General features: G+C 61.9%; 6 protein-coding genes. All 6 read left to right on the plus strand.

Going from position 1 to position 5,147, the window contains the following annotated elements:
- A partial coding sequence (locus tag BX591_RS35610) for a phage tail sheath subtilisin-like domain-containing protein (RefSeq protein ID WP_111935980.1) occupies positions 1-780 on the plus strand: 780 nt, incomplete at its 5' end.
- 15 nt (positions 781-795) lie between these two features.
- Positions 796-1,305, plus strand: coding sequence for a phage major tail tube protein (locus tag BX591_RS35615; RefSeq protein ID WP_167444691.1), 510 nt, complete (start codon positions 796-798; stop codon positions 1,303-1,305).
- An 81-nt stretch (positions 1,306-1,386) separates the two neighbouring features.
- Positions 1,387-1,737, plus strand: coding sequence for a phage tail assembly protein (locus BX591_RS35620; RefSeq protein WP_111935981.1), 351 nt, complete (start codon positions 1,387-1,389; stop codon positions 1,735-1,737).
- 8 nt (positions 1,738-1,745) lie between these two features.
- Positions 1,746-1,871, plus strand: a complete 126-nt coding sequence (locus tag BX591_RS35625; protein ID WP_081936148.1) for a GpE family phage tail protein — start codon at positions 1,746-1,748, stop codon at positions 1,869-1,871.
- Positions 1,864-4,743 (plus strand): phage tail tape measure protein, encoded by a 2,880-nt coding sequence (locus tag BX591_RS35630; RefSeq protein WP_111935982.1) that lies wholly within the window; start codon positions 1,864-1,866, stop codon positions 4,741-4,743. The genes BX591_RS35625 and BX591_RS35630 overlap by 8 nt, the downstream gene beginning before the upstream one ends.
- A gap of 15 nt (positions 4,744-4,758) precedes the next feature.
- A partial coding sequence (locus BX591_RS35635; protein ID WP_111935983.1) for a phage tail protein occupies positions 4,759-5,147 on the plus strand: 389 nt, incomplete at its 3' end.

Below are 5,147 nucleotides of genomic sequence, written 5' to 3' on the forward strand. Positions count from 1 at the left end.
GCGCCCATGCTCGATACGCAGGCCGTGGGGACCGAGCTGGCCGCCACGGCGAAGGCGCTGAAAGGCTTCGCCTACATCTACGCCGCCGGCGCGAAAACGAAGGAAGAAGCCACGGCTTACCGCAAGCAGTTCAGCGCGCGCGAAGTCATGGTGATCTGGCCGAACTTCCTCGCGTGGGACGACAACGCCAACCAGACGGTCGAAGTCCCGGCCACGGCCTACGCCGTTGGTTTGCGTGCGCTGATCGACGAGGCGACCGGCTGGCACAAGACGCTTTCCAACGTCGCGGTTAGTGGCGTGACGGGTATCAGCCTGCCGGTTTCGTGGGATCTGCAAGATCCGGACACCGATGCCGGCTATCTCAACGAACAGGACGTGACGACGCTCATCAACCGGAACGGCTATCGCTTCTGGGGCTCGCGCACCTGCTCGGACGATCCGCTGTTCGCGTTCGAGAACTACACGCGCACCGCGCAAGTGCTGGCCGACACGATGGCCGAAGCACAGATGCCGGTCGTCGACGGGCCGCTGAATCCGTCGCTCGCGCGCGACATTATCGAAAGCATCAACGGCAAGTTCCGCGAGTGGAAATCGCAGGGCTATCTGATCGACGGCTCGTCGTGGTTCGACCCGGAGCCGAACACGACCGACGTTCTCAAATCGGGCAAGTCGTACATCGACTATGACTATTGCCCGGTTCCGCCGCTCGAAAACCTGATGCTTCGCCAGCGCATCACCGACCGCTATCTCGCCGATTTCGCCTCACGCGTCACGGCCTAACAGGGAGTAAAAAAGATGGGCATGCCACGCAAAATGAAGGGGTTCAACCTGTTTCATAACGGGACGAACTTTGTCGGGCAAACGAAGGAAATCACGCTGCCGAAGCTGACGCGCAAGATGGAGGACTATCAGGGCGGCGGCATGAGCGGCCCGATTCAAATCGACTTCGGGCAGGAGGCGATCCAGCTCGAATGGACGTGCGGCGGCTTCATGCCGGACGTTCTCAAGCAATACGGCATCACGAAACACGATGGCGTATTGCTGCGTTTCGCCGGCGGTTATCAGGCCGAAGACAAGGACGGCTACGACTCGATCGAAGTCGTCGTGAAGGGCCGGCACAAGGAAATCGACTTCGGTTCCGCCAAGCCGAAGGAAGACACCGAAATGAAGATCACGACCGTGGCGAGCTATTACAAGCTCTCCGTGAACGGCGAAGACCTCATTGAAATGGACTTCATCAACATGGTGGAGAAGATCAACGGCGTCGACCTGCTGCAGCAACTTCGCAACGCGATCGGCCTGTAACACGCGCAGGCCTGCCCCTCGATCGGGCAGGCCTCATCAGTCACATTCGCAATCACATTCATCACCCGAACGGATACAACCATGACCACGAAAGACACCGCTTCGCAAGCCCTCGACACCACCGCGCCGGCGGCCAAAGACCCGAACACGCACACGCTCGATTTTCCGATCAGGCGTGGTGCGCAGACCATCACCGATATCACGCTGCGCCGGCCGACCTCGGGCGAGCTGCGCGGCACGTCGCTGTCGAGCCTCGTCGACCTCGATATCGCCTCGCTGCAAAAGGTGCTGCCGCGTATCAGTACGCCCACGCTCACCGAAATGGACGTGGCGCAGCTCGACCCGGCCGACCTCGTGCAATTGGGAGGTATCTTCGCCGGTTTTTTAATGCCGAAGGAAATGAAAGCGAAGCTGGACTCCCTGAACGCGTAGAAGACGCGATGGCCGATATCGCGACGGTTTTCAGCGGATGGACACCGGCCACGATGGACGCCTATTACCCGGCCGAGCTGATGGAATGGCGCGAGCGCGCGCGACTACGTAGCGGAACGAATAACGATGGATAACGCCCTGAAACTTCGCGTGATGTTCGACATGATCGACGGCATCACGAAGCCCCTGAAAACCATGCTCGCCGGTAACAAGGGGCTCGCCAGCTCGCTCAAGGAAACGCGGCGCGAGCTGGCCGACATGGGCAAGACGCAAAAGGACGTTGGCAAATTCCGCGAGATGCATGCCGGCCTGACGGAAACGTCCACCAAACTCAACGCGGCACGCGGCCGGGTGAAGGAGCTGGCCGGCTCGCTGCGCGCGTTCGGGCCGCCCTCGCAGCAGATGACGGGCGAACTGGCGAAGGCAAGGCAGGCCGCTTCGCAGCTCGGCGCCGAACAGAAAAAGCAGACGGCCGGCCTGCAGGAGATGCGCGAACGCCTCGCCGGCGCTGGCGTCGACACGCGCAACCTTGCACAGCACGAACGCGAGCTGCGCACGAACATCGCGGCCACCACGGCCACGATGAATGCGCAGATGGGCAAGCTCGATGCAATCAGCGAACGCGAGCGCAAGATGGCGACCGCCCGCAAAAGCATGCAATCCATTCAGGGCGTGGCCGCCGGCATGGCGGTCGGCGGCTATGCCGCGCGCTCGACCGGCATGCACATGCTGGGCGGTATGCATGAATCCCTCGACGAAGCGAAGAAGGTGCAGAACGAGCGCGGCCGTATTACGGCGCTCGGCCTCGGCGACCATGCGACCAAAGACGCTGAAGCCTACGTGCGAAAGATGGACGCGACCGGCACCAGCCTCGCCGAAAAGATGACCCTGATGCGCGACAGTATGTCGATTTTTGCCGATGAACATCACGCACAGATGGCCATGCCGACGCTGACAAAAATGAAGTTCGCGAACGAGGCCATGTTCGGCGGCGAACAGGGGCACGAGAACGAAGAGAAGTTCATGAACATGCTCAAGGTCATTGAGCTGCGCGGCGGCACCAAGAACGAAGCGACGTTCAGGAGTGAAGCGAACATGGTTCAAAAGGTGCTGTCCGCGACCGGCGGCCGCGTGGGCGGCGACGAGTGGCGCAACTTCATCCAGACAGGCAAGACGGCGGCCAAGCAGATGCGGCAGGACGCGTTCTTTTACCAGATGGAGCCACTGATTCAGGAAATGGGCGGGCATGCCGCGGGCACCGGCGTTTCTGCCGCGTACAGCAACCTAATGCAAGGCAAGACTACCGTGCGCGCCGCAAAGCGCATGGTGGATCTGGGACTCGTCGACAAGAAGTCGGTCGAATACACCACCACCGGAACGGTCAAGCGCATCAAGCCCAACGCGCTGATCGGCCACGAGCTTTACAACCAGTCACCGTTCGAGTGGATGGAAAAAGTCCTGCTGCCGAAGCTGGCCGCGAAGGGCATCACCGACAAGGAAAAGGTTCTGAGCGAGTTCGCCACCATCATGACGAACGGCAACGGCGCGAACCTGTTTTCGACGATGTACCTGCAGCGTGACCAGATTCACAAGAGCGAGCGGCTGAACAAGGGGGCTTACGGTATCGACGACCTCGACAAGCTCGGCCGCGAGCAAACGGAAGGGAAGGAGCTGGCCGCGCTGTCCAAACTGAAAGACCTGAAAGAAGAGATGGGCGAAAAGATCATTCCGATCTATAACGCCGCGCTTGATAAGACCTCGTCTGCCGTCGACAAGATCAACGGCTTCATGAAGGAACACCAGACGGCCTCCCGCGTCATTCTCGTCACGCTTGCCGCGCTCGCCGCGTTGCTGGTCGTCGCCGGTACGTTGACGATTGTGCTGGCCGGCATTCTCGGCCCGATGGCGGTCCTGAAATTCAGCATGACCACGCTCGGCATGAAAGGCGGGATATTGCGCGCTGTATTCGGCGGCCTGTCGTCGCTGCTGCGTGGCGGCGTCGTCGGGAGTCTGCGCATAGCCGGTCAGGCGCTCATGCTGCTCTGCCGGCTGGCAATGGCGAATCCACTGATCGCGGTAATCAGCCTGATCGCACTCGGCGCGTTTCTGATCTGGAAAAACTGGGACACGCTCGGCCCGAAGTTCGCGAAGATGTGGGCGGGCATCAAGGCCGGCGCGGGCAAAGCGTGGGATTGGGTCTCATCGAAATGGGGCGCATCCGTCGATTGGGTCAAGGAGAAGGGTTCGGCAATCGGCGACGGTATCAGCGCCGGATGGGACCGGGCTAAACAGATGGCCGGCGGCGTTGTCGACGGGTTGTTCGCCGATATGCAGACCGCCGCGAACGGCGGCCTGCTGGGCATTGGCGCGCTGATCCTGAATTGGTCGCCGCTCGGTCTCTTTTACAAGGCATTCGCCGGCGTGCTGTCATGGTTCGGCATCGACATGCCGGCGACGTTCACCGAGTTCGGCGCGAACCTCCTTTCCGGCCTGGTCAACGGCATCACCAGCGGGCTAGGCGCGGTGAAGGATGCGATTACGGGCGTCGCCGATTCGACTGTTGGATGGTTCAAGGAAAAGCTTGGCATCCATAGCCCAAGCCGCGTATTCGGCGAGCTGGGTGGCTTCATCGGGCAGGGCGCGGCGATCGGCATGGAAGGCGAACAGGGACGGGTAGCGAAGGCGGCGATCGGACTCGCTACGATCGCAGCGACCTCGTTCGGCATGCCGGCGCTGGCCAATGGCGCAGCGATCGCACAGGCGGCCGCCGTGCCGATCGTTCGGGCGACCGTACCCATTGACACCCGGCCGCCCCTGACAGCGGCACCAGCGGCCGCCAGCGCGGTCGGCAATGCGGCACCGGCGGCGTTCGGCCCGATCACCATTCACATTCACGCGGCGCCGGGCATGGACCCGGCTGAAATCGGACGCATGGTGCGCGCCGAGCTGGAGCGCGCGACGCGTTCGCAACAGGCTCGCCGTGGATCGAGCCTGTCGGACCAGTAAGCGGAGAAAACAGACATGATGATGTCCCTCGACCAGTTTGTGTTTAGCCTGACCTCGGCACCGCTCAAGGAGCTGCAGCGTCAACGCAACTGGAAACACCGCACCAGCTCGCGCGTCGGCGCGCGCGACTCAAGCCAGTTCGTCGGCGTGGGCGATGACACGATCACGCTTACCGGCACCGTCGCGCCCGAGTCGGTCGGCTCGATTGCGTCAATCAAGGAGCTGGCGACGATGGGCGACGCCGGCGATGCCTATGTGCTGGTGGACGGCGCCGGCAATGTGTACGGCGCTTTCACCATCGACTCGCTAAACGAGACGCAGACCTATCACACGGCCGAAGGCATCCCGCGAAAGATCGAATTTTCGCTGACGCTGAAACGCGTCGACGATGAAGCGCTCTCGAT

Source organism: Paraburkholderia bryophila (assembly GCF_003269035.1).
Classification (GTDB): Bacteria; Pseudomonadota; Gammaproteobacteria; order Burkholderiales; family Burkholderiaceae; genus Paraburkholderia; species Paraburkholderia bryophila.

What these genes read in the sequence shown, in the direction of transcription:
- BX591_RS35615 (WP_167444691.1), top strand. Translation starts at nt 796, where the DNA reads ATGGGCATGCCACGCAAAATGAAGGGGTTCAACCTGTTTCATAACGGG.
- BX591_RS35620 (WP_111935981.1), top strand. Translation starts at nt 1,387, where the DNA reads ATGACCACGAAAGACACCGCTTCGCAAGCCCTCGACACCACCGCGCCG.
- BX591_RS35625 (WP_081936148.1), top strand. Translation starts at nt 1,746, where the DNA reads ATGGCCGATATCGCGACGGTTTTCAGCGGATGGACACCGGCCACGATG.
- BX591_RS35630 (WP_111935982.1), top strand. Translation starts at nt 1,864, where the DNA reads ATGGATAACGCCCTGAAACTTCGCGTGATGTTCGACATGATCGACGGC.